This is a genomic window from Nesterenkonia sp. LB17, from assembly GCF_022565915.1.
Lineage (GTDB): Bacteria > Actinomycetota > Actinomycetes > Actinomycetales > Micrococcaceae > Nesterenkonia.
This window is the reverse complement of record NZ_JAJOYX010000003.1, coordinates 294847-317531: the sequence shown is the minus strand read 5'-3', so window position 1 is coordinate 317531 and position 22685 is coordinate 294847. Positions and strand designations below refer to the sequence as shown.

The 22685-nt window shown below is 69.0% G+C and carries 21 protein-coding genes; 17 read left to right on the top strand and 4 right to left on the bottom strand.

Annotation, left to right across the window (positions count from 1 at the left end):
* Window positions 1–40 precede the first annotated feature (40 nt).
* The 8 genes from rpsK (at window position 41) to glmM (ending at window position 7696) form a co-directional block, all read left to right on the top strand.
* Window positions 41–442: a 30S ribosomal protein S11 gene (gene rpsK, locus LTH96_RS08870; RefSeq protein WP_036473271.1), complete on the top strand. Its 402-nt coding sequence runs from the start codon at window positions 41–43 to the stop codon at window positions 440–442.
* A 119-nt stretch (window positions 443–561) separates the two neighbouring features.
* Window positions 562–1578, top strand: a complete 1017-nt coding sequence (locus LTH96_RS08865; RefSeq protein WP_241465375.1) for a DNA-directed RNA polymerase subunit alpha — start codon at window positions 562–564, stop codon at window positions 1576–1578.
* 77 nt (window positions 1579–1655) lie between these two features.
* Complete coding sequence (gene rplQ, locus LTH96_RS08860; RefSeq protein WP_241465374.1) at window positions 1656–2192, top strand: 50S ribosomal protein L17; 537 nt, start codon at window positions 1656–1658, stop codon at window positions 2190–2192.
* A 107-nt stretch (window positions 2193–2299) separates the two neighbouring features.
* On the top strand, window positions 2300–3178 hold the full coding sequence (locus LTH96_RS08855; protein WP_241465373.1) for a tRNA pseudouridine(38-40) synthase TruA: 879 nt from the start codon (window positions 2300–2302) through the stop codon (window positions 3176–3178).
* Window positions 3179–3417: 239 nt separating this feature from the next.
* Window positions 3418–4881, top strand: coding sequence for a sugar porter family MFS transporter (locus tag LTH96_RS08850; protein ID WP_241465372.1), 1464 nt, complete (start codon window positions 3418–3420; stop codon window positions 4879–4881).
* A gap of 368 nt (window positions 4882–5249) precedes the next feature.
* Complete coding sequence (gene rplM / locus LTH96_RS08845; RefSeq protein WP_241465371.1) at window positions 5250–5693, top strand: 50S ribosomal protein L13; 444 nt, start codon at window positions 5250–5252, stop codon at window positions 5691–5693.
* Between the two features lie 37 nt (window positions 5694–5730).
* Window positions 5731–6228, top strand: coding sequence for a 30S ribosomal protein S9 (gene rpsI / locus LTH96_RS08840; protein WP_241465370.1), 498 nt, complete (start codon window positions 5731–5733; stop codon window positions 6226–6228).
* Between the two features lie 115 nt (window positions 6229–6343).
* Complete coding sequence (gene glmM, locus LTH96_RS08835) at window positions 6344–7696, top strand: phosphoglucosamine mutase (protein ID WP_241465369.1); 1353 nt, start codon at window positions 6344–6346, stop codon at window positions 7694–7696.
* Between the two features lie 167 nt (window positions 7697–7863).
* Here glmM and LTH96_RS08830 read toward each other — a convergent pair whose 3' ends face one another.
* Together LTH96_RS08830 and coaA are read right to left on the bottom strand one after the other, a co-directional pair.
* Window positions 7864–8811 carry a D-alanyl-D-alanine carboxypeptidase family protein gene (locus LTH96_RS08830; protein WP_241465368.1) on the bottom strand — a complete coding sequence of 316 codons (948 nt, stop codon included), beginning with the start codon at window positions 8809–8811 and terminating at the stop codon, window positions 7864–7866.
* A gap of 54 nt (window positions 8812–8865) precedes the next feature.
* Complete coding sequence (coaA, locus tag LTH96_RS08825) at window positions 8866–9918, bottom strand: type I pantothenate kinase (protein ID WP_370642717.1); 1053 nt, start codon at window positions 9916–9918, stop codon at window positions 8866–8868.
* A 23-nt stretch (window positions 9919–9941) separates the two neighbouring features.
* On the opposite strand from coaA, the gene glmS reads away from it, so the two are divergent.
* The 8 genes from glmS (at window position 9942) to tsaD (ending at window position 18081) form a co-directional block, all read left to right on the top strand.
* The gene (gene glmS, locus LTH96_RS08820; RefSeq protein ID WP_241465367.1) at window positions 9942–11813 is read left to right on the top strand and encodes a glutamine--fructose-6-phosphate transaminase (isomerizing); all 1872 of its coding nucleotides are present in this window, start codon (window positions 9942–9944) and stop codon (window positions 11811–11813) included.
* Between the two features lie 74 nt (window positions 11814–11887).
* A complete protein-coding gene (locus LTH96_RS08815) occupies window positions 11888–12238 on the top strand; it encodes a holo-ACP synthase (RefSeq protein ID WP_241465366.1) in 351 nt (116 codons plus the stop codon).
* A 2-nt stretch (window positions 12239–12240) separates the two neighbouring features.
* Window positions 12241–13725: an NAD(P)H-hydrate dehydratase gene (locus LTH96_RS08810; protein ID WP_241465365.1), complete on the top strand. Its 1485-nt coding sequence runs from the start codon at window positions 12241–12243 to the stop codon at window positions 13723–13725.
* Between the two features lie 43 nt (window positions 13726–13768).
* Window positions 13769–15016 (top strand): alanine racemase, encoded by a 1248-nt coding sequence (alr, locus tag LTH96_RS08805; RefSeq protein ID WP_241465364.1) that lies wholly within the window; start codon window positions 13769–13771, stop codon window positions 15014–15016.
* The gene (tsaE, locus tag LTH96_RS08800; protein WP_241465363.1) at window positions 15013–15624 is read left to right on the top strand and encodes a tRNA (adenosine(37)-N6)-threonylcarbamoyltransferase complex ATPase subunit type 1 TsaE; all 612 of its coding nucleotides are present in this window, start codon (window positions 15013–15015) and stop codon (window positions 15622–15624) included. The genes alr and tsaE overlap by 4 nt, the downstream gene beginning before the upstream one ends.
* The gene (tsaB, locus tag LTH96_RS08795; RefSeq protein ID WP_241465362.1) at window positions 15621–16361 is read left to right on the top strand and encodes a tRNA (adenosine(37)-N6)-threonylcarbamoyltransferase complex dimerization subunit type 1 TsaB; all 741 of its coding nucleotides are present in this window, start codon (window positions 15621–15623) and stop codon (window positions 16359–16361) included. Before tsaE ends, tsaB begins: the two co-directional genes overlap by 4 nt.
* Window positions 16358–16945, top strand: coding sequence for a ribosomal protein S18-alanine N-acetyltransferase (rimI, locus tag LTH96_RS08790; protein WP_342357727.1), 588 nt, complete (start codon window positions 16358–16360; stop codon window positions 16943–16945). The genes tsaB and rimI overlap by 4 nt, the downstream gene beginning before the upstream one ends.
* Window positions 16942–18081: a tRNA (adenosine(37)-N6)-threonylcarbamoyltransferase complex transferase subunit TsaD gene (tsaD, locus tag LTH96_RS08785; protein ID WP_241465361.1), complete on the top strand. Its 1140-nt coding sequence runs from the start codon at window positions 16942–16944 to the stop codon at window positions 18079–18081. Before rimI ends, tsaD begins: the two co-directional genes overlap by 4 nt.
* A gap of 32 nt (window positions 18082–18113) precedes the next feature.
* On the opposite strand, the gene LTH96_RS08780 is transcribed toward tsaD, so the two are convergent.
* The gene (locus tag LTH96_RS08780; RefSeq protein ID WP_241465360.1) at window positions 18114–19277 is read right to left on the bottom strand and encodes a glutamate--cysteine ligase; all 1164 of its coding nucleotides are present in this window, start codon (window positions 19275–19277) and stop codon (window positions 18114–18116) included.
* Window positions 19278–19448: 171 nt separating this feature from the next.
* On the opposite strand from LTH96_RS08780, the gene LTH96_RS08775 reads away from it, so the two are divergent.
* Entirely contained in the window at window positions 19449–21317 is a 1869-nt protein-coding gene (locus tag LTH96_RS08775; RefSeq protein WP_241465359.1) for a glycoside hydrolase family 3 N-terminal domain-containing protein, read from the top strand.
* Window positions 21318–21321: 4 nt separating this feature from the next.
* Here LTH96_RS08775 and LTH96_RS08770 read toward each other — a convergent pair whose 3' ends face one another.
* Complete coding sequence (locus LTH96_RS08770; RefSeq protein WP_241465358.1) at window positions 21322–22611, bottom strand: SAM-dependent methyltransferase; 1290 nt, start codon at window positions 22609–22611, stop codon at window positions 21322–21324.
* Between the last annotated feature and the right edge of the window lie 74 nt (window positions 22612–22685).

Below are 22685 nucleotides of genomic sequence, written 5' to 3'. Positions count from 1 at the left end.
AGTCAGCAGTTGATCCGAAGAACTCAGTCACGGAGAAGAAATGCCACCAAAGTCACGCGCAGCGGCACGCAAGCCGCGCCGCAAAGTCAGCAAGAACATCACCCAGGGTCAGGCTCACATCAAGTCGACCTTCAACAACACCATCGTCTCCATCACCGATCCCCAGGGCGCAGTGGTGTCCTGGGCGTCCTCAGGTGAAGTTGGATTCAAGGGTTCACGCAAGTCGACTCCTTTCGCCGCGCAGCTCGCCGCCGAGCAGGCCGCGAAGCGCGCACAGGAGCACGGGATGAAAAAGGTCGAGGTCTTCGTCAAGGGACCCGGTTCGGGACGCGAAACCGCGATCCGCTCGCTCCAGGCCGCAGGCCTGGAGGTCGGCTCCATCTCGGACGTCACCCCGAGCGCGCACAACGGCTGCCGCCCGCCCAAGCGCCGTCGCGTCTGAGCAAACTTCTTTAACAAGACATTAGAGTCTGCCCCCGGCCGCAACGCCGGGGGCAGGCCGAGCATCATTACTCAGTGAGAATGCGTCAAATAGCGGACGCACTCTGAAAGGAACAATCAGTGCTCATTGCACAGCGCCCCACGCTGACCGAAGAAGTTGTCGCCGACAATCGCTCCCGCTTCGTCATCGAGCCCCTCGAGCCCGGCTTCGGCTATACCCTGGGCAACTCCATGCGTCGCACCCTGCTCTCCTCCATCCCCGGTGCGGCCGTCACCAGCGTTCGGATCGATGGTGTGCTCCACGAGTTCACCACCATCGCCGGCACCAAGGAAGACGTCACCGAGCTCATCCTCAACGTGAAGCGACTCTCCGTCTCTTCCGAGCATGATGAGCCCGTCGTCGCATACCTCCGCAAGGAGGGCCCCGGTCCCGTCACCGCGGCGGACATCACTCCGCCGGCAGGCGTGGAGTTCCACAACCCGGACCTCCACCTCGCCACGCTGAACGAGCACGGCAAGCTCGACATGGAGCTGACCGTTGAACGCGGCCGCGGCTACGTCTCGGCGGCACAGAACAAGATGGCCGACGCAGAGATCGGCCGGATCCCGGTTGACTCCATCTACTCCCCGGTCCTGAAGGTCTCCTTCAAGGTCGAGGCGACTCGTGTGGAGCAGCGCACCGACTTCGACAAGCTCACCGTCGACGTGGAGACCAAGTCGTCCATGGAGCCCCGCGATGCCCTGGCATCGGCAGGCACCACCCTGGTCGAGCTCTTCTCGCTGGCTCGCGAGCTCAATGTCGCAGCCGAGGGCATCGAGATCGGCCCTTCGCCGACCGACGCCGCGCTGGCTGCCGACATGGCTCTGCCCATCGAGGACCTGGAACTGACGGTGCGCTCCTACAACTGCCTCAAGCGCGAGGGCATCCACAGCGTGGGTGAGCTCGTGGCACGTTCCGAGGCCGATCTGATGGACATCCGGAACTTCGGTGCCAAGTCCATCGACGAGGTCAAGGACAAGCTCGTCGAGCTTGGTCTGAGCCTCAAGGACTCCCCGGCAGGCTTCGACCCGACCGCGGCTCGCTTCCAGGAAGCTGGCGACGAGGACTACGTCGAAGAAGAGCAGCAGCGGTTCTAGAGAACTGCGGCCCACGACAACTATTCGCGCTGACGTTCAACTGAACTGACTGCGCACCACTCAAGGAGAACCAGACCATGCCTACCCCCACCAAGGGTCCGCGCCTGGGCGGCAGCCCGTCGCACGAGAAGATGATGTTGGCGAACCTTTCCGCCAACCTGTTCGAGCACCGCGCGATCACCACCACGCTGACCAAGGCCAAGCGCCTCCGCCCCTACGCCGAGCGTCTGATCACGATGGCGAAGCAGGGCGACATCGCTGCTCGCCGTCGCGTGGTCGGCAAGATCAGCGCCAACAGCGCGACCAACCAGGCCATCGTCCACGAGCTGTTCACCGTGATCGCCCCGGCCATGGCCGAGCGCGAAGGCGGCTACACCCGCATCGTGAAGATCGGCAACCGCAAGGGCGACAACGCTCCGATGGCTGTCATCGAGCTCGTCATGGAGCCCGTCTCGCCGAAGCAGGCAGTGGTCAGGGAGGCCGAACAGGCCACCGCGACCCCCGCCCAGCAGCCGGCGCAGGAGGAGACCACCGAGGTCGAGTCCACCGAGGCTGCGGCCACCGAGTCGGAGTCCGCTGCGTCGGAGTCCACCGAGGCCGAGGGTCAGAAGTAGACCCTTCAGCACGCATTCGTCAGGCGCCCCCGATCTCAGCGATCGCGGGCGCCTGACGTGTCTGCAGCTGAGCCCGCATCGAACTCTGCACGTACAGGGGGCAACGCATGAACATCCGCGAAGACCCGCAGTGCCTGACCCTGCGGGTGCGTCTGGACCTGGCCTATGACGGAAGCGCGTTCCACGGGTGGGCCGTCCAGCCTGGGCTTCGAACCGTGGAGGGAGCCCTGCGTGAGGGCCTGGCCACCCTCCTGCGCCGCGAGGTGCCGCTTATCGTGGCCGGACGCACCGACGCCGGAGTCCATGCCCGGGGGCAGGTGGTCCACCTCGACCTGAGCTTGGCCGAGTATGCAAATCTGGGTCGAGACCGAGGGATCACCCCGGAGGAGGCGCTCGTGCGCCGTCTGACCGGGGTTCTGCACGGTGAGCGCGGCGCCGTCGTCGTCTTCGCCGCTGCCATCGTGTCGCAGGACTTCGACGCGAGGTTCTCCGCGCTGAGCCGCACCTACCGCTACCGCATCGCCGACGCCGCCTCCCACCGCGACCCGCTGCGTCGCCTGGACACGGCGTGGCACCGGGTGCCCCTGAACGCTGAGCTGATGAGGCTCGAGGCCGCCTCCGTGGCCGGACTGCAGGACTATGGCAGCTTCTGCCGGCCCCGGGAGCGCAGCACCACCATCCGGGAGCTGCATGACTTCAGCATCCACCGGGACGCCGACGGCGTGATCCTCGCCGCGCTCACCGCCGACGCCTTCTGCCACCACATGGTGCGCGCCCTGATGGGGGCCTGCCTGGACGTGGGGGAGGGGCGCCGGGCCCCCGGCTGGCTGATGAGCCGGCTCGCCGAGCCGGTCTGGGACCAGCGGGTCCGTCTGGCCCCGCCCGGCGGCCTGGTGCTGGAGTCCGTCCAATACCCGGCAGACGAGCAGCTGGGCCGCCGCGCGGAACAGACCCGAGCGCTCCGGCAGCCTGCTGAGCAGGGCTGAGCAGGGCTGAGAGTCGGGACCTGCTGTGATATCAGTCACAGCAGACCGCCGCCCCGGACAGGTCGGTCCGGCTGGAGTGCCCTGTCAGTGCTGGGCAGGACACTCGCGTCACCGCTTCTGAGGCAGCGTCAACCGGGGTCGCGGGAGTCGCGAGGTTCACGATCGAGGACCATAATCGTTCGGGCTCGCCTTCACCGACGAAGGCCCTCATCCCTGACCTGCAAAGGAACCAACCACTGATGAGCATCACCTCTCGCTCGCAGGACTCCGGCATCGGCGGCGTCGCCTGGGTCGTCCTGGTCGCCGCGTTCGGCGGCTTCCTCTTCGGCTTCGACACGGCGGTGATCAATGGGGCCGTCGGTCCCATTCAGGCCCAGTTCGACCTCTCAGACATCGCTGTCGGCTTCACCGTCTCCTCGGCCCTGCTGGGCTGCATGATCGGCGCCTGGGCCGGCGGCAGCCTCTCTGACCGCATCGGCCGCCAGCGCGCCATGATGGTCGCCGCCGCACTGTTCTTCGTCTCCGCGATCGGCTCCGGCCTGGCGTTCGGCGCCGTCGACCTGGTGCTCTGGCGGGTGCTGGGCGGCATCGGCGTCGGCATGGCCTCGGTGATCGCCCCGGCCTACATCGCCGAGGTCGCCCCGACGCACCTGCGTGGACGCCTCGGCTCGACCTGGCAGCTCGCGATCGTGGTCGGCATCTTCATGGCTGCCTCCTCCAACGCCTTCATCGCCAACGTCGCCGACGGTGCGGCCGAGGAGCTGTGGTTCGGTCTGGAGGCCTGGCGCTGGATGTTCCTGCTGGAGGCAGGACCGGCGCTGCTCTACGGCCTGCTGGCCTCCTCGATCCCCGAATCGCCGCGCTACCTGGTCTCCCGCGGTCGCGAGAAGCAGGCGGCCAAGGTGCTCGAGGAGATCGTCGGCATCCAGGGTGAGTCTGCGATCGCGCAGAAGATCAAAGAGGTCCGCGAGACCATCAACCTGGAGGCGAGGCAGAAGTTCCGCGACCTCATCGTCAGCGGCAGGCTCACGCCCATCGTCTGGGTGGGTCTGGGCCTCGCGGTCTTCCAGCAGTTCGTCGGCATCAACGTCATCTTCTACTACTCCAACACCCTGTGGCAGGCCGTGGGGATCGCCGAGGACCAGGCGTTCCTGGTCCAGATCATCACCACCAGCGTGAACATCGTGGCCACCGTCATCGGCATCATCATCGTGGACAGGGTGGGTCGCCGCATCCCGCTCGCCGTCGGCTCAGCCGGCATGGCGGCGGGACTGGGCATGATGGCCGTGGCGTTCAGCCAGGCGGTGGTCACCATGGGCGCCGACGGCGAGGAGCTGGTCTCCCTGCCGGGCGCCTGGGGCATGGTCGCGCTGGTCTCCGCGAATGTCTTCGTGCTCTTCTTCGGCGCCACCTGGGGACCGTTCATGTGGGTCCTGCTGGGGGAGATGTTCCCCAACCGGATCCGTGCGGTGGCCCTGGGCGTCACCGCCTCCGCAAACTGGGCGGCGAACTTCCTGATCTCGATGCTCTTCCCCGAGATGGCCGCGTTCTCGCTGGTCTTCGCCTACGGCTTCTACGCGGCCTCGGCGCTGCTCTCGATGTTCTTCGTGCTCAAATGGGTCCCGGAGACCAACGGGCGCGAGCTTGAAGACATGTCAGACACCGCCTACGCGAAGGCTCCTCGCGCCGCGAAGACCCGATGAGGCGGCCCTGAGGGCCCAGCCGATCCAGCGCTGGGAACACAGCAGGATCAGCCGCGTCCCCGCCCGGAGAACAGGTCACCGGCAGGGGTCCTGGAGCGTGACTTTGCTCAAAGGCGGGGGTGCTCTGTATAGTTGTTGGTTGTTGTGCGTGTCCACCCCTGCGTGGGTCCGTGTCGAGGCGGCTCAGTTGCATGGTCGTCAGCCTCCGCGGACTGCAGGGGAACCCACGGGCCCGGTCTCTTCCCAGTCCTCACCTGGGAATCCGGACGTCGCACTCGCGAAGAAACAGTCACTGACACTCGGTGCCTCTCACACACCAGAGAGTCCAGTGCGCTGAACCGTAGAACATCGACCGAAGGCATACCAACGTGCGTACGTACACCCCGAAGCCTGGCGACGCCGACGCCCAGTGGCACGTCATCGACGCGACTGACGTCGTGCTGGGCCGTCTCGCCTCACAGACTGCTGCGCTGCTGCGCGGCAAGCACAAGCCGACCTTCGTCCCACACCAGGACATGGGCGACTTCGTCATCATCATCAACGCCGAGAAGGTCGCCATGACCGGCGACAAGGCCGAGAAGAAGCGCTACTGGCGCCACTCCGGCTTTCCCGGCGGCATCAAGTCGCTGACCTTCAACGAGATGGTCTCGCGCTACCCCACCCGCGCTGCGTACCAGGCGGTCAAGGGCATGTTGCCACATAACAAGCTCGGAACGGCCCAGCTGAAGAAGCTGCGCGTCTATGCAGGTGCAGAGCACCCGCATGTCGCCCAGCAGCCGAAGCCGTTCGACATCTCCCAGGTCACTCAGTAGTCCTGGCCACCCGACACTAGAATTTTCAAGGAGAATCGTGGCTCAGAACACTGAAGAGCTCACCGAAACCGAGGAGCTCTCAAGCTACACCTCGGAATCAACCCCCACCGAGGAGACCGCCGGCGAGTCCGAGCGTGCACCGTTGACCGTCGGCGGAGCCGCCATCGGTCGACGCAAGCGCGCACGTGCTCGCGTCCGCATCACCCCGGGCACCGGCACCTGGACCCTCAACGGTCGCAGCCTGGAGGAGTACTTCCCCAACAAGCTGCACCAGCAGGAAGTGAATGATCCCTTCACCCTGCTGGGCCTCAAGGGCGCCTACGACGTCATTGCTCGCATCGACGGCGGCGGCCCCTCGGGCCAGTCCGGCGCCCTGCGGCTCGGCATCTCCCGTGCACTCAACGAGATCGACCGCGACCACAACCGCGCGGCACTGAAGAAGGCTGGATTCCTGACTCGCGACGCCCGTGCGGTGGAGCGCAAGAAGGCCGGTCTGAAGAAGGCCCGCAAGGCACCGCAGTACTCCAAGCGCTGATCCTTCAGCACTGGTCCCAGTGCTGATCCCCAGCTGCTCGAAGAACCCCGCCGGAGACTCTCCGGCGGGGTTCTTCGCGTATGTGGGGGATCCGCCCAGTAGACTGACCGTCATCATGGCAAGACTTTTCGGCACTGACGGCGTGCGCGGTGTGGCCAACGAGCTGCTCACCGCTGAACTCGCCCTCACCCTCTCCCAGTCAGCAGCGACCATCCTCGGCCACCGGCAGGTGACCCCCGGCACCCGACCCACCGCAGTCGTGGCGCGGGATCCGCGCATCTCAGGGGAGTTCATCTCCGCCGCGGTGCAGGCCGGCATCGCCAGCAGCGGGGTCGACGTCTTCGACGCCGGCGTGCTGCCCACCCCTGCCGCCGCCTTCCTGGTCGCTGACATCAATGCAGACTTCGGCGTGATGATCTCCGCCTCGCACAACCCCGCCCCGGACAACGGGATCAAGTTCCTGGCCCGCGGCGGGCACAAGCTCGACGACGCCGCCGAGGACGCGATCGAGACCGAGATGGGGCGGACGCCCCCGCGGCCCACCGGAGCCGACGTCGGGCGGGTCAGCCGGTTCGCCGACGCCGAGGACCGCTACCTGGTGCACCTGCTGCGCTCCCTGAACGGCATCAGCCTCAAGGGGCTCAAGATCGTGCTCGACTGCGCCCACGGCGCCGCCGCCGGCGTCTCACCCCAGGCCTTCACCGACGCCGGGGCCGAGGTGATCGTCATCGGAGCCGAGCCCGATGGACTGAACATCAACGAGGGCTACGGCTCCACCCATCTGGGTCCGCTGCAGGACACTGTGCGTGAACACCGCGCCGACCTGGGCATCTCCCACGACGGCGACGCCGACCGCTGCCTCGCGGTCGACCACACCGGAGAGATCATCGACGGTGACCAGATCATGGGCATCCTGGCCATCGCGCAGAAGGAGGCCGGGACCCTGGTGGATGACACTCTGGTGGTCACCGTGATGTCCAACCTCGGTCTGAAGCTCGGCATGGAGGCGGCCGGGGTCAAACTCGTGGAGACCGCAGTCGGGGATCGCTATGTGCTCGCCGCGATGCGCGGAGCCGGCTACAACCTCGGTGGCGAGCAGTCGGGGCATCTGATCTTCGCGGACTACGCCACCACCGGTGACGGTCTGCTCACCGGGCTGCAGCTAGCGGCCCGGGTCGCCGCCACCGGGAGATCGGTCCGGACCCTGGCCGCGGAGGCCATGACGCGGCTCCCGCAGGTGCTGATCAACGTCAAGGGCGTGGATCGAACCCGGGTCAAGACGCATCAGCCGGTCCAGGAGGCCGTCGCGCAGGTGGAGGCCCGTCTGGGAGCCACCGGCCGAGTGCTGCTGCGCCCCTCCGGCACCGAACCGGTGGTAAGGGTCATGGTGGAGGCACCGACCGCGGATCTCGCCCGGGCGGAGTCCGAGGCGCTGGCCGACGTCGTGAAGGCCGAACTGGCCCTCTGAACCGGCTCGCTGAACCGGCCGCACCCCACCCAGCGCGTCGAGCGGCGGATTCTCCGAACATCTCAGGCCTGGACGGCCCTCGGATGAGCCGAGAATCCGCCCCTCAACACTGGGGGTCCTCGCCTGTGCCCAGCGCCGGGTGCCGATCAGGAGATTCACCGCGGGCCTCAGGGTGCAGACAGGTCTGGCTCCGCGACGTCGTACTCCGCCGCTGCCGGCTGGTCCCAGTACTCCTCCAGGGTGAGGCCCTGCGCGGCGACCTCACCTGCCGTGTCCTGCCCGACGTAGCGCAGATGCCAGGGTTCGAACTCGTAACCGGTGATCTCCTCGGCGCCTTCCGGATACCGGATCACGAAGCCATGGTCCGCGGCGTGCTCCGCCACCCATTGCCCCTCAGGCGTATCGGCGAAGCAGTGCCCCTGGATGCAGTCGGGATTGTCGATGCTGATCACATCTGCCGCGAGACCGGTCTGATGCTCCGAATAGCCCGGGCGGGCCACCAGCTCATCGGTCTCCTCGGTGCCGACCGCCGAATGTCGGTTCGCATACAGCTCAAGCTGTGCCGCGTAGGAGCGGTACCCGCTGGTCATCGCCAGGACCTGACCGTCCTGGGCTGCGGCGTCGATCAGCTGGGCGAGCGCCTCAGCGGCGGGTCGGCGCAGCAGCAGCTGATTCTCGGTGGTCATCCGCACGTCCGGAGCCTCCAGGTCTGAAGGGGCGTGGTCCTCGGGGTCCAAGGAGTTCTGCGGGTTCACCAGCACGTGGATGGAGTCCGGGTCCCAGGAGGGATCGCTGGCGCGCACAGGGGTGGGTTCAGGACTGGGCTCGGCGTCAGCCTCGGCGCCGGAGTCCGGCTCAGCGCTGGACTCCGCCCCCGGTGCCGGGGCCTCCGCCTCGGGGAGCTGATCACCGCGCACCTCGGAGAGCGTCTGGTCCCCGGTGAGGCCCGCGCGGACCGCATCCCATGCGCGGGGCAGGAAGTACCCCGCCAGCAGCAGCGCACCGATGGTCAGGGCAGCCACGAGCACCCGACGTCGGCGGTAGACCCGGGCGCGCCGGGCCTGCTGCTCCGGCCACTGGCGACGACCGTCCGGGGTCAGCTGTGCCTCAGGCATAGAGCACCCCCGGGACGCGGAGGGGCGCAGCGGGGCAGAACCAGCTTCACGGACTCAGACCTTGCGCAGCAGGACGCGGGAGACGGAATGGTCCTCGCCCTTGGCCATCACGAGCCGCGCCCGGGAGCGGGTCGGGGCGATGTTCGCGCGCAGGTTCGGGCCGTTGATCCGGTTCCAGATCTCGGAGGCGCGAGCCTGCGCCTGCTCGTCGTCGAGGAAGGAGTACTGGTGGAAGTAGCTCTGCGGGTCCGCGAAGGCTCCGTCGCGCCAGCGCATGAACCGGTCCACGTACCACTGCTCGATGTGCTTGGGCTTGGCATCGACATAGATGGAGAAGTCGAAGAAGTCGCTGAGCGCCAGGCCGGTGGTGCCGTCCTCGCGCACCCGCGCCGGCTGCAGCACATTGAGCCCCTCCACGATGAGCACATCGGGCTGACGGATCACCACTTCACGGTCCGGGACGATGTCATAGACCAGGTGGGAGTACCAGGGGGCGCGCACCTCGGGCTTGCCCGACTTCACCTCGGAGACCATCCGCAGCAGCGCCCGGCGGTCATAGGCCTCCGGGAAGCCCTTGCGGTCCATCAGGCCGCGGCGCTGCAGCTCGGCGTTGGGGTAGAGGAAGCCATCGGTGGTGACCAGCTCCACCCGCGGGGTCGACGGCCAACGGCGAAGCATCTCCTGGAGCACCCGGGCGGTCGTGGACTTGCCCACCGCCACGGATCCGGCCACCCCGATGACGAACGGGGTGCGCAGGGTCTGCTCGCCGAGGAACTCATTGGCCGCGGAGCGCAGCTGCGCGGCGGACTCCACATAGATCGAGAGCAGCCGGCTCAGCGGCAGGTAGATCTGCTCGACCTCATTGAGCGAGAGATGTTCGCCGATGCCGCGCAGCCGGTCGACGTCGTCCTGGTTCAGCGGCTGTTCGATGGTGTCGGCCAACCGGGCCCAGGCCTGGCGGTCCAGCTCCGCGAAGGGGGAGTGGGAGGTGTTCGGCTGATCGGGCTTGAACGGGGACCCCGCCCAGGGCGCGGTGCCCGCCACCAGGGCGGGAAGCGGACCCGCAGAGGTGCGCGGATGAGGATCTTCGGATGGGCGCTCAGACACGTTGACACGATACGCTATCCCTCATGTGTGGAATCGTCGGCTATATAGGCCTGCCCGAGAAGACCAGTCAGCACTCAGCCCTCGACGTGCTCCTAGAAGGACTCCGTCGCCTGGAGTACCGCGGATATGATTCCGCGGGCGTGGCGACCGTGACCGGCGGAAGCGTCTCGACGAGGAAGAAGTCCGGCAAGCTCGCCAACCTCCTCGCCGAGATCGAGGCGGACCCGATGGCTGAGGCCTCGGTGGGCATCGGTCACACCCGCTGGGCCACCCACGGGGCGCCCACGGACCAGAACGCGCACCCGCACCTGGCCGACGAGGGCAAGCTCGCCGTCATCCACAACGGCATCATCGAGAACTTCGCGCAGCTCAAGGCCAAGCTCGTCGCGACCGGCGAGGAGTTCAGCTCGCAGACCGACACCGAGGTGGCCGCGAAGCTGATCGGCCAGTACTTCGCCGGCTCCGCCGCGGGTGACCTGACCGAGGCGATGCGTCTCGCGGCCAGCGAGCTGGAAGGCGCGTTCACGCTGCTCGCCGTCCACGCCGACCAGCCCGACCGTGTGGTCGCCTCACGCCGCAACTCACCACTGGTGGTGGGCCTGGGCGAGGGGGAGAACTTCCTCGGCTCCGACGTCTCCGGATTCATCGACTTCACCCGTGAGGCCGTGGAGCTGGAGCAGGACCAGGTCGTGACCATCACCACCGACGACGTGGCCATCATCAACTTCGACGGCACCCCCGCCGAGGGCAAGCGCTTCTCGGTGAACTGGGACGCCGCCGCCGCCGAGAAGGGCGGCTACGGCACCTTCATGGAAAAGGAGATCCACGATCAGCCCAAGGCCGTGGAGGACACCCTGCTGGGGCGCACCGACGCCTCGGGCCGCCTGGTGCTCGACGAGCTGCGCATCGACCCCGAAGAGCTCAAGGGCATAGGCAAGATCATCGTGCTGGCCTGCGGCACCTCCGCCTACGCCGGCATGGTCGCCAAGTACGCCATCGAACACTGGGTGCGCGTGCCCGTGGAGGTGGAGCTCAGCCACGAGTTCCGCTACCGCGATCCGATCATCGATGACTCGACGCTGATCGTCTCGCTCTCCCAGTCCGGGGAGACCATGGACACCCTGATGGCGGTCCGCTACGCCAAGGAGCAGGGCGCCCGCACCCTGGCGATCTGCAACACCAACGGATCCACCATTCCGCGCGAGTCGGACGCGGTGCTCTACACCCACGCCGGACCCGAGATCGCCGTGGCCTCCACCAAGGCCTTCCTGGCCCAGATCACCGCCTCCTACCTGCTGGGCCTCTACATGGCACAGCTGCGCGGGAAGCTCTTCCAGGGGCAGATCGAGGACATCCTCGCGGACCTGCACAAGATCCCCGCCAAGATCCAGGAGATCCTCGACGGGGCCGATGACATCCGCAAGCTCGCCCGCGAGATGGCCCAGGCCCCTTCGGTGCTCTTCCTCGGGCGCCACGTCGGCTACCCGGTGGCGATGGAGGGCGCGCTCAAGCTCAAGGAGATCGCCTACATCCACGCCGAGGGCTTCGCCGCCGGCGAGCTCAAGCACGGCCCGATCGCGCTGATCGATGAGGGTCAGCCGGTCTTCGTCGTCGTCCCTTCCCCGCATGGCCGGGATTCGCTGCACGCCAAGGTGGTCTCCAACATCCAGGAGGTCCGCGCCCGCGGCGCCAAGACGATCACCGTGGCCGAGGTCGGCGACGCCGACGTCGTGGACTACTCCGAGACGGTCTTCTACGTCCCGGAGACCCAGCCGCTGCTGATGCCGCTGCTGACCACCGTCCCGCTGCAGATCTTCGCCTGCGCACTGGCCGCCGAGAAGGGCTACGACGTCGACCAGCCGCGCAACCTGGCCAAGTCGGTCACCGTGGAGTGACCATCTAAGTGGAGTGACCATCTAGGTGGTGTGTCCCTTTGAAAGAGAGTGATCCCGCGCAGAAGGAGCAGCACATGATCGTCGGTATCGGCGTCGACGTCGTCCTGGTGACCAGGTTCGAACACCAGCTGCGCCGGACTCCGGCGCTGCGGCAGCGGCTCTTCGTCCCGGCCGAGCGTGAGCTGAACACGCGCTCCCTCGCCGCGCGCTTCGCGGCGAAGGAGGCGGTGGCCAAGGCGCTGGGCGCCCCGGCGGGGATGAACTGGCAGGACTGCCAGGTGGTCATGGACTCCGCGGGTGCGCCTCATGTCGAGGTGTCCGGGACCGTGGCGCAGGTGGCCGAGTCCAAGGGCGTCAAGCGCTGGCACCTCTCGCTCTCCCACGACGGTGACGTGGCCACCGCCATGGTGGTCGCAGAGGGCTGACCATGACTGCATCCTCGCTTCCGCTCTATTCCGGCACCCAGATCCGCGCCGCTGAAAGGCCCCTGGTCGAGGCCGGCGAAGGTCCGGCCCTGATGCGCCGCGCCGCCTATGGCCTTGCCAGCCAGGTGCTGGAGCTGCTCCGCAGCGCCGGTCGAATCTATGGGGCGCGGGTCGTGGGTCTCATCGGCGCCGGCAACAACGGCGGCGATGGACTCTACGCCTTGGCCGAGCTGCGCTCCCGAGGCGTCGATGCGCACGCAGTGCTCCTCGCTGACCGCGCCCACCCGCAGGCGTTGGAGGGCTTTCTCCGCGCCGGCGGTCGGCTGCGTGAGGACGTCCCTGCAGACACGACGGTGCTGATCGACGCGATCCTGGGCACCGGAGCCCGCGGCGCCTTCGTCCTCCCCGAGGTGTCCGGGCTGACCGACGCGGCGCGCACCAGCACCGTCGTCGCCTGTGACATCCCCTCAGGAGTCGACGCCGACACGGGCCGCTGCCCCGGTGACGCCCTGGCGGCCCAGCACACCGTCACCTTCGGAGCGGCCAAAGTGGGGCTGCTGCTGGGTCAGGGTGGTCTGCTCAGCGGGGAGATCCACACCGTGGACATCGGAATGGATGACCGGCTGCCCACTCCTGCGGCCTGGGAGCTGACCGGACCTGAGCGCAACGCCCCGCGACCACGACCGGGGGACCATAAGTACAGCCGCGGGATCCTGCAGGTGGTGGCCGGCTCCGCACAGTTCCCCGGGGCGGCCGAGCTGACCGTGGGCGCCGCCATCACTTCAGGCGTCGGGATGGTGCGGCTGCAGGCCGAAGCCAGCGTCTCATCCTCGGTGCTGCAGTCCTGGCCCGAAGCCGTGATGAGTCACGGGCGCGCAGAGAAGGCCATCGAGGGTGCCACCGCCGCCGCCATCGGACCTGGTCTCGGACGTGATCGGTCCCGCCAGGTGGAGGCCGAGACCATGCTGCGCGCCACCGTGGAATCGCGGATGCCCTGCGTGCTCGACGCCACCGGCCTGGAGCTGCTCCGCGGTGATCTGCTCAGCGCCGGAGAACTCGGTGCCCAGCTGATCCTGACCCCGCACCTCGGCGAGGCGCGACGAATGGCCGAGGTGCTGGAGGACGAGTCCCTGCAGAGCCTGCTCGCCGAGGATCCGGACACCCTCGAGGCGACCCGCGCGCTGGCCCGGGCGCTGGGCGCAACAGTCCTGCTCAAAGGGCCCAGCACGGTGGTGGCGGGCCCCGACGGCGCCGCGCCGCTGATCGTGCGCTCCGCGACTCCCGGGCTGGCCACCGCAGGCACCGGTGACGTGCTGACCGGGATCATCGGGGCGCTGCTGGCCACCGCGTCGAGCGCGCAGAACCTGGACTTCGCCCGCATCGCAGCCGAGGGCGCCCGGCTGCACGCCGCCGCCGCGCAGCGCCTGGATCCCCACGGTCGGGGACACTTCGGAGCCAGCGCGCTCATCGGCGCGCTGCGCGAGTAGCGCCGCCGCCCGAAGTGTCCGTGGCTCTCGATAGGGTGGTCACATGAGCATCATCGGCGACCCCCGCGCCACCCCCCATCCCGAGGCCGCCGAGCGCGCGGCGGTGATCGACCCCGCCGCGATCAGGCACAATGTGCGCACCATCGCCTCCTACGTGCATCCGGCCAAGGTGCTCGTGGCGGTGAAGGCCGAGGGCTACGGGCACGGGGCGGTCACCGCCGCCCGGGCGGCCCTCGACGGCGGAGCGGACTGGCTGGGCACCGCTCATGTCAGCGAGGCGCTGGTGCTGCGCGCCGCCGGAATCCAGGCGCCGATCCTTGCCTGGCTGCACACCCGCGGGACGGACTTCGCGGCGGCCATCACCGAACACATCGACCTGGGCATCTCGGGCTGGGAGATCCACCACGTGGCCCGCGCCGCGGAATCCCTGCAGAAGCCGGCCCGCGTGCATCTGAAGATCGACACCGGGCTGGGCCGCAACGGCTGCACCATCGAGGATTGGCCCGACCTGCTGCGCCTCGCGGCGCAGTTCCAGGAGCGTGGCCTGCTCAGCGTGGAGGGCATCTTCACCCACCTCGCCGTGGCCGACGAGCCTGACCGCCGTGAGACCGACGAGCAGCTTCAGGTGTATCGGGAGGCGCTGACCCTGGCCGAGGAGCACCGGATCGTGCCAGACCTCCGCCATGTGGCGAACACCCCCGGCGCGTTCTCCCGGCCGGACGCCCATTTCGACATGGTGCGGGTCGGGGTCGGCGTCTACGGGCACAGCCCCTTCGCCGACCGGACCGCCGAGGACCTGGGACTGCGCCCGGCCATGGAGCTGCGCACCTCCGTCGCCAATGTGAAGCGCGTGCGTGCGGGCCAGGGCATCAGCTACGGACTCACCCACCGGGTGGACCGCCCCACCAGCCTGGCCCTGATCCCGCTGGGCTACGCCGACGGCATCCCGCGCGTGGCCGTCCACGCCCCGGTATGGATCAGCGGCAGGCGCTACCGGTCGGTGGGCCGGGTCGCGATGGACCAGTTCGTGGTCGACCTCGGAGAACTGGACACCGACGTCCAGGTCGGCGACGAGGTGGTGATCTTCGGAGGAGACTCCGGGATCGAGGCGGCCGACTGGGGCAGCGCCGCCGGAACCATCAACTACGAGATCATCACCCGGATCGGGGAGCGCGTCCCGCGCATCGTGGTGGACTCTGAGCTGACCCCGGCCGCAGGCGGCGCCACGAGTTCGGTCCACGCCGCCGCGTCACCCGCCACACCGGCCACGCCCCCGCGGGGTCCCGCATGAGCCACGGCCAGGACCCCGCTGCACCGCTGGAGGGGGAGCGGTGGAGCGTCGAGGTCATCCTGGATGACCTGCACGCCACCGCCGGGTTCGCCGAGGATCTCGCCAGCCTGTTGAACCCGGGCGTGCTGCTGGTGCTCACCGGAGGTCTGGGAGCGGGCAAGACCACCTTCACCCAGGCCCTGGGCGGCGCGCTGGGGGTCAGCGGGATGGTCAGCTCGCCGACCTTCATCCTCAGCCGAATCCACCGAGCGCAGGGCGACGGGCCGGACCTGGTCCACGTGGACGCCTATCGCACCGACCCCGACGGCCTGGAATCCCTGGACCTGAGCTCCACGCTGGCCGATTCCGTGACCGTGGTGGAGTGGGGCCGCGGGATGGTCGAAGCGGCACTGGTCGGGGTGGAAGGCTCCTGGCTGGACCTTGAGCTGATCCGGGGTGAGGGCACCGAGTCCTCGCCGCGAGCGGGTGGGCAGCAGACCGACATCGTCACCGACTTCTCCGAGACCGAGGCCGATGTCTTGGGATCCCGACGGCGCGCCGTGCTGCGCGGCTACGGGCCTGACTGGGCGCGGCCCCCGCAGCTGGGACGAACTACGATGGAGGGGTGATTCTCGCGATCGACTCCTCCGCCGGCGCCTCCGTGGCCGTGCTCGACCACGGCCACGTGCGCGCCCAGTGGCGCACCTCCGAGACGACGACCCATGCTGAGGTCCTCGCCGAGGCGGTGGCGCACACGATGCGCGAGGCCGAGGTGAGCGGAGCCGGTCTGTGCGGCGTCGTCGTCGGAGTGGGTCCCGGGCCCTTCACCGGGCTGCGGGTCGGACTCGCGCTGGCGCATTCGCTCGCCGAGGTATGGGGTGTCCCGCTTCATGGGGTGTGCAGCCTGGACTCGATGGCGCAGCGCGCCGTGAACTCCCCGGCCGAGCCTTCAGCCGTGCCCGGGGAGTTCCTCGTCGCCAGTGACGCCCGCCGTCGCGAGGTGTACTGGGCCCGCTACCGCGCCGACGCCCACGGATTCGCCGAGCTGCTCGACGGGCCCCAGGTCAGCGCGGCCACCGAGCTGCCAGATCTGCCGGTTGTCGGCGTGGGCGCGAGCCTGTATCCGGAGGCCCTGACCCCGCGCGCGGCGCCGGAGTCGCACTGGCTGCCCGATGCGGTGGAGCTGGGCCAGCTCGCCCAGCGCGAGCTTGGGCGTGACCGGCGAGTCCCGGGCCAAGCTGGGGCGCACCCGGCGGCCCAGCCCGACAGCGTCGCCAGCGCGGTGCTGCGCGAACCCCTTCCGCTGTACCTGCGTGAGTCTGACGCCAAGGTGCCCGCCCAGATGCGCGCGAAGCAGGCGTCATGACCGGCACGAACCCGCCCATCCCCACGGACCCTGCCGATTCACCGAACCAGGCTGACCCTGCGCCCGAGCCATTCGGCGTCATCCCGATGACCGCTCTGGACGTGCCGGAGGTGCTCGCCCTGGAGAACCGGCTCTTCCCGCATGATGCCTGGCCGGAGAGCTTCTTCTACGACGAGCTGGGGCACACCTCCGCCACCGGAGGCGCCGAGCCCACCCGGCGCTATTGGGCGGCCCGGGATGCCGCAGGTCGGCTCGCCGGCTATGCCGGCATGATGTGCGTGCTGCCGCTGGCCGATGTTCAGACCCTGGCGGTGGCCCCCGAGGCACAGGGCCACGGACTCGGCACCCGGTTGCTGCGCCTGCTGATCCTTGCCGCTCGGGAGCAGTCCGCCGAGCAGATCCTGCTCGAGGTCCGCGCCGACAACCCCGGGGCGCAGGCGCTCTACCGGCGTGAAGGCTTCACCCACATCCACACCCGGGCGCAGTACTACCCCGACGGCGAAGATGCGCTGATCATGCAGAAGCCGTTGACCGACCTCACCGCGCCCAGCTCAGCGGCAGACCTCAGGAGTCCGACCCCATGACCAACACCTCCTCGGCCCGCGGCGCCCCGCTGGTGCTCGGCATCGAGACCTCCTGCGACGAGACCGGCATCGGGATCGTTCGCGGGACCCAGCTGCTGGCGAACACCGTCTCGTCCTCCATGGAGGAACACGTCCGCTTCGGCGGCGTGATCCCGGAGATCGCCGCACGCGCCCACCTCGAAGCCTTCATCCCGACGCTGCGCCAGGCGCTGGACACCGCCGGGATCGAGCTGCGTGAGGTCGACGCCATCGCGGTCACCGCCGGTCCCGGGCTCGCCGGAGCGCTGATGGTCGGCCTCTCCGCCGCCAAGGGACTCGCCCTTGCCGCGGACAAGCCGCTCTATGGGGTCAACCACCTCGTCGCCCACGTCGGCGTCGGCCTGCTCGACCCCGCCGACGAGCCTGGTGAGCAGCAGGGCCATGCCGCGACCGCGGCCGGAAGGGGCATGCGAGCGCTGCCGGAGAACACCGGAGCGCTGCTGGTATCCGGCGGCCACACCGAGATCCTGCGGGTCGGCTCGCTGACCAGTGACGTCGAGCTGCTGGGATCCACGATCGACGACGCCGCCGGTGAGGCCTTCGACAAGACCGCACGGCTGCTGGGGTTGGGATACCCCGGAGGCCCCGCCATCGACGCCGCCGCAGCCTCCGGTGATCCGCGCGCCTTCCGGTTCCCGCGCGGTCTGACCATGCCGAAGTTCGAAGGCTCCGCCGAGGCGCCGGGGAAGCATCGGCACAACTGGTCCTTCTCTGGGCTGAAGACCGCGGTGGCCCGCGCGGTGGAGCAGTTCGAGGCCGCCGGCCGACCGGTCCCGGTCGCGGACATCGCCGCCAGCTTCCAGGAAGCGGTGGTGGACGTCATCACGGCCAAGGCCGTGCGCGCCGCGGCTGAGCACGGCATCACCACGCTGATGCTGGGTGGGGGAGTCGCGGCGAACAAGCGGCTGCGCGAGCTGCTGGCGCAGCGCTGCGCCGAGGCAGGGATCGAGCTGCGGATTCCACCGGTGAGCCTCTGCACGGACAACGGCGCCATGGTCGCGGCCCTGGGCGCGCAGCTCGTCGCCGCCGGTGTCGCCCCTTCCTCGCTGCAGATCCCGGCAGACTCCTCCCAGCCGGTGCAGCTGATCAGCGTCTGATTCAGCCGGTCTGAACGCTCAGGCCCGCGCGGTCAGACCCGCCGCGGCCCATTGATGGACATCCGGGTCCGCGCGGCCGCATCGAGCACCACCTGCCGCAGATCCCCCTGGTGGGTCTCGGCCACCTGGCGCTGACGGATGTAGCCCGCGCCGTCGCGCATCATCTGCTCCACCAGGGCGAGCTCATCGGCACAGCCGAGCTCCTTGGCCACCGGTTCGAGCCGGTTCAGCTCCTGCTGAAGGTGATCGGTGACCAGCATCTCGTCGCCGTCGGCGTTGAGGATGATCTCGGCGTCCAGGCCGTAGCGCGCGGCGCGCCACTTGTTCTCCTGCACGAACCACGGCGGCATCGAGACCACCTTGCCGCCGTTCTCCAGGTCCTTGACCGTGGAATGCACGATGCACTGGGTCAGCGCCGCGACTCCAGCGATCTCCTCCAGCGTGGCCAGTCCGTCGCAGACCCGCAGCTCCACGGTGCCCAGCCGTGGCACGGCGCGGACGTCCCAGCGCACCTCGGTGACATCGTTGATCACCCCGGTGTGCTCCAGGTCGCTGACGGCCTTCTCATAGCCGGACCATTCCTCGAACTGGAAGGACGCGCCCGCGGTGGGCAGCTGCTGGAAGACCAGCGCCCGCTGCGAGGCGTAGCCGGTGTCCTCCCCGGACCAGTAGGGGGAGGAGGCGGTCAGGGCCTGGAAGTGGGCGTTGTAGTTGCACAGCGCGTTCACCGCCGGCATCGCCTGGGCCACGTCGTCGAGCCCCACGTGCACATGCACCCCGTAGATCACCATCTGTCGGCCCCACCACTGGGTGCGCCGGATCAGCTCCGCGTAGCGCTCCTTGTCCGTCACCTCCTGCTCGGTGGGGGCGGCGAAGGGATGGGAGCCCTGGCAGTACAGCTCGACGTCGAGCGGCTCACAGTGGCGCATCACATTGCGAGCGGTCTCGCGCAGCTGGTCCACACCGGTGTTCACATCCGGGCAGACATCGGTGATCAGCTCCACCGTGTTGGTCAGCAGCTCCTGCTTCACGTAGGGGTGCTCGTCCTCCGGACGAAGATCCGGCATGTCCTCATGACAGGCGCTGAGAATCTTGTCCGCCACCGACCGGAGGTCTCCGGACTGTCGATCCACCAGCGCCAGCTCCCATTCAAGGCCAAGGGTGGAACGTCGTGATTCAGCGAAGGGTAGTTCCAACTTGGCTCCTCAGGGTGTCAGGGCCGGCGGCCGCATCACCACACAGAATACTGCCCCGACCGGCCGATCCCGGATGCCCGGCCCGACGTTCGCTCAGGCGTCGGACCCACCTGGGTGGTGACCCGCGGGGTCTGACGCGGCTGTCCAGGCTGCGCGGATATCCTGACTGACATGTCTTCTGCCGGTTCCTCGCGTCGTCGCCCGCTTCTGGCTGTGGCGCTGCTGTCTTGTCTGCTCCTCAGCTCCTGCGCCGGGGCGGGCGATCCCGATGCCCCCGAGGGTGAGTCGACGGATGGGGCCTCGCCGAGCGAGCAGAGCGCCGAGGAGGCCGCCGCAGCCGCGGAGGAACAGCGCCGCGCCGACGCCGAGCAGGCCCAGGAGACCGCGCTCGCAGGACCCGGGCAGCCGCACCAGGAGCGCGCCGCCGAGATCGTGACCGAATATTCGCTCGCCGAGCTGGCCGGGTCCGTGCTGGTCGGGGAATACGCGACCACCGATGCCTCCGCGATGGCGGACCTGATCGAAGAGCTGCACCTGGGTGGCGCCATCATCATGGGCGCCAACGTTCCCGCCTCGGACGGGGGTGTCGACACCGAGGAGCTGGCCGAGGAGCTGAGCACCCTGCGTGACGCCGGCGGCGAGCGTGAGGTGCCCCCGATGATCAGCGTGGACCAGGAGGGTGGTCTCGTCACCCGGGTCGGCGCACCGCTGACCGAATGGCCCACGCCGATGGCCTACGGCGCGGCCGCGTCAGAGCTGGGCGCGTCCGAGCAGGACGACCCGGAGGCACGCGGGCCGCACGACGAGCAGGACGACGACCCGCTCGCCCGCTCCGGTCACCGCCTGCTTGCCACGGAGCTGGCCGAGCTGGGGTTCACCACCAGCTTCGCCCCCAACGGAGACGTCACCGTGGGGGCCTCGGATCCGACCATCGGCTCACGGTCCTTCGGCTCTGACGCCGCGGCAGTCGCCGCACTGACCATGGAGAGCATCCGCGGCCTCGCCGACGGCGGGCTGGCGGGCTCGGTCAAACACTTCCCAGGACACGGTTCGGTCACCGAAGATTCACACCAGACGCTGCCGGTGCAGAGCGCCAGCCTGGAGGAGCTGCGCACCCGCGACTGGGCACCCTTCGCTGAGGCCGCCGAAGCTGGTGTCCCGATGATCATGATGGGCCACATCGAGGTGCCTGCCCTGGAAGCAGGCGTTCCCTCCTCACTCTCGGCCGCCGCCTACGCAGAGCTGCGCGAACTCGGCCACGACGGCGTGGTGGTCACCGATGCGCTGAACATGGGCGCCATCGTCCAGGGCTACGGCGGCGATCAGGCCGCGGTGACCGCCCTGGAGGCGGGCGCGGACCTGCTGCTGATGCCAGCCGATGTCCGCGGCGCCCACATCGGCCTCGTCGCGGCCGTGGAGTCAGGTGAGCTTGACCGGTCCCGCCTCGAGGAGGCGTCCGAACGCGTCGCCGCGCTGCAGCTCTGGCAGGCCGAGCTGGCCGCCGGAGACCTTGCCGCCGGGCCCGGGGCGCAGCTGCCCGAGGAGCTGCGCAGCGAAGAGGCAGCAGGCGATGAGACGGATCCGGACCAGGCCGAAGCGGACGGGACAGCAGGCAGTCCTGCCGAGGAAGCGGAGTCCGGCAGCGCCGCAGAGACCGCGGTGCAGCTGAGCGAATCCGCGGTGACCCTGGTGGCCGGAGAGTGCGAGGCCGATCTAAGCTCGTCCGGCATCACCATCGTCGGCGGCAGCGACCAGGACCGCTCCCGGCTGACGCAGGCCGCCGAGGCTGCCGGCCTCAGCGTGGGCACCGGAACCGTGGTGAACCTGGTGGGCGAGTCCAGTGCCGCTGGCGGAGACGTCGCGGTGGCCCTGGATCGCCCCGAGGTGCTGGCCGGAGCCGATGCCGCGACCCAGATCGCGCTCTACGGCCGCACCCAGGAATCCTTCCTGGCGCTCGCCGCGGTGCTCGCCGGAGCACAGGCGCCTGGAACGCTGCCGGTGGAGGTCGGGGAGCTGCCGCGCGGGCACTCCGCCTGCTGAGTGCTCACAGCGGTTCCACCACCGCGAAGACCCGGTCCTCGCCCAGCCGGGTGACCACCACCGTGGCGTGATGCTTGCGCCCCTTGGGCCGCTTCTTCGGCAGGACCTGCTGGCGCAGCTGTTCCGGGACGATGTCGACCCCACGCTTCTTGATCTCCAGGCTGGTCACCCCGGCGCCAGCCGCCCAGGACTTGAGCGCCTTGACGTTGAAGGCCTCGACCTCGAGCACCCGGAACTGCCGGGAGAGCCGGTGGGACGGGTCCGTCACGGGTGCATCCGTGCAGAAATAGGCGATGTGCTCGTCGAGCATGTGACCGTCCAGGGAGTCGGCAAGCTCGGCGACCAGGCCGGACCGGATCACCGCAGGGTCCGGTTCATGCAGCACCCCGGCGAGCCCGGTCCGCCCGGCTGGTCCGAGCTCGACGCCGGCGCCGAAGTCAGCCGGACTGTTCAGCTCCACGGGTGCGGCGGTCCCGCTGTGCAGCAGCGTCGCGGTCCGGCGCACTCCGGGCCGGGCCAGTGCGTTGAACCAGAGCACCACCTCCACGAGGTCCCCGTCCACGGAGACCCATTCGGCCTCGCAGTCGGACGGGATCAGCTCATGCGGCAGTCCCGGGCCGAGCTTGACCCCCATCGGGGTGCCGGTGCGCGCCAGAGCGGTCACGAAGCTCAGCGGCGGGGAGAAAGACTCAGGATCCCAGAGCCGGGCGGGCCCGGTCGATGCGGCGTCCTGGGCTGCATGCGGGTCTCGGCGGGCGGGATCCAGCCACAGACCCCAGCCGGGGGGAGCACCGGCGTGAAGCAGGCCGAAGGTCTCGGCGAAAGCCTCCGCGGTGCCATGCTGGACCGCTGCCTCCGGAAAGGGATGCAGGTTCATGGTCGCCGCTGCCGCGATGCTCTCATCGGCCTCCACGGCCGTCACCGCCAATCCCAGCGACGCCGCAGCCAGCGCATCACCGCCCAGGCCGCAGCCGAGATCGATCACCCGGTCAAGGTTTGCGGTGCGGAAGCGCTGGGCATGGCGCGCCGCCACCGGCAGCCGCGTGGACTGCTGCAGTCCCTCGTGGGTGAAGAGCATCCGCTCGGCGAAGTCACCGAACTTCTTCCGCGCAGCCGCGCGCAGACGTGACTGTGTCAGGGCCGCCGCGACCAGGTCCGGCGGGTGGCCGGCTTCGCGCAGCCGCATGTTCAGTCCGAACGCCGCGTCCTCGTCATAGGGCGGCAAGGAGTTCAGCAGCTCCCACCCCTGGGGAGTGAGAACTGGGGCGAGCGGATCAGCAGCGTGGGAGGACATCGCTCCTACGGTACCGGTCGCCAGGAACAGTCCCGGGCTTGAGAGATGCACTCCAGCCCGTCTGACGGCAATAC